This window comes from Bradyrhizobium sp. Leo78 (assembly GCF_059512425.1).
On the sequence record NZ_JCAMOT010000256.1, the window covers coordinates 1 to 403 of the forward strand.

The following is a 403-nucleotide window of genomic DNA, read 5'->3' on the forward strand; positions in this document are numbered from 1 at the left end:
GGAAGAAATCATTGCCCTTGTCGTCGATGACGATGAAGGCGGGGAAGTCTTCGACCTCGATCTTCCAGACTGCTTCCATGCCGAGCTCGGGATATTCGAGTACTTCGACCTTGCGGATGCAGTCCTTGGCGAGACGGGCGGCGGGGCCGCCAATCGAGCCGAGATAGAAGCCGCCATATTTCTTGCAGGCCTCACGCACGGCGCGCGAGCGGTTGCCCTTGGCAAGCATCACCATCGAGCCGCCGAAGGACTGGAACTGGTCGACGTAACTATCCATCCGGCCGGCCGTCGTCGGGCCGAAGGAGCCGGAGGCGTAACCGGCCGGCGTCTTGGCTGGGCCGGCATAATAGACCGGATGATTTTTCAGGTAATCGGGCATGCCTTCGCCCTTTTCCAGCCGTTC

Annotated in this window: 1 protein-coding gene; it reads right to left on the reverse strand. The window is 61.0% G+C overall.

The features are described from left to right. Positions 1-403 (reverse strand): FumA C-terminus/TtdB family hydratase beta subunit (locus AC5ZG1_RS44560; protein WP_496136594.1); only part of this gene is annotated, 403 nt, incomplete at both ends.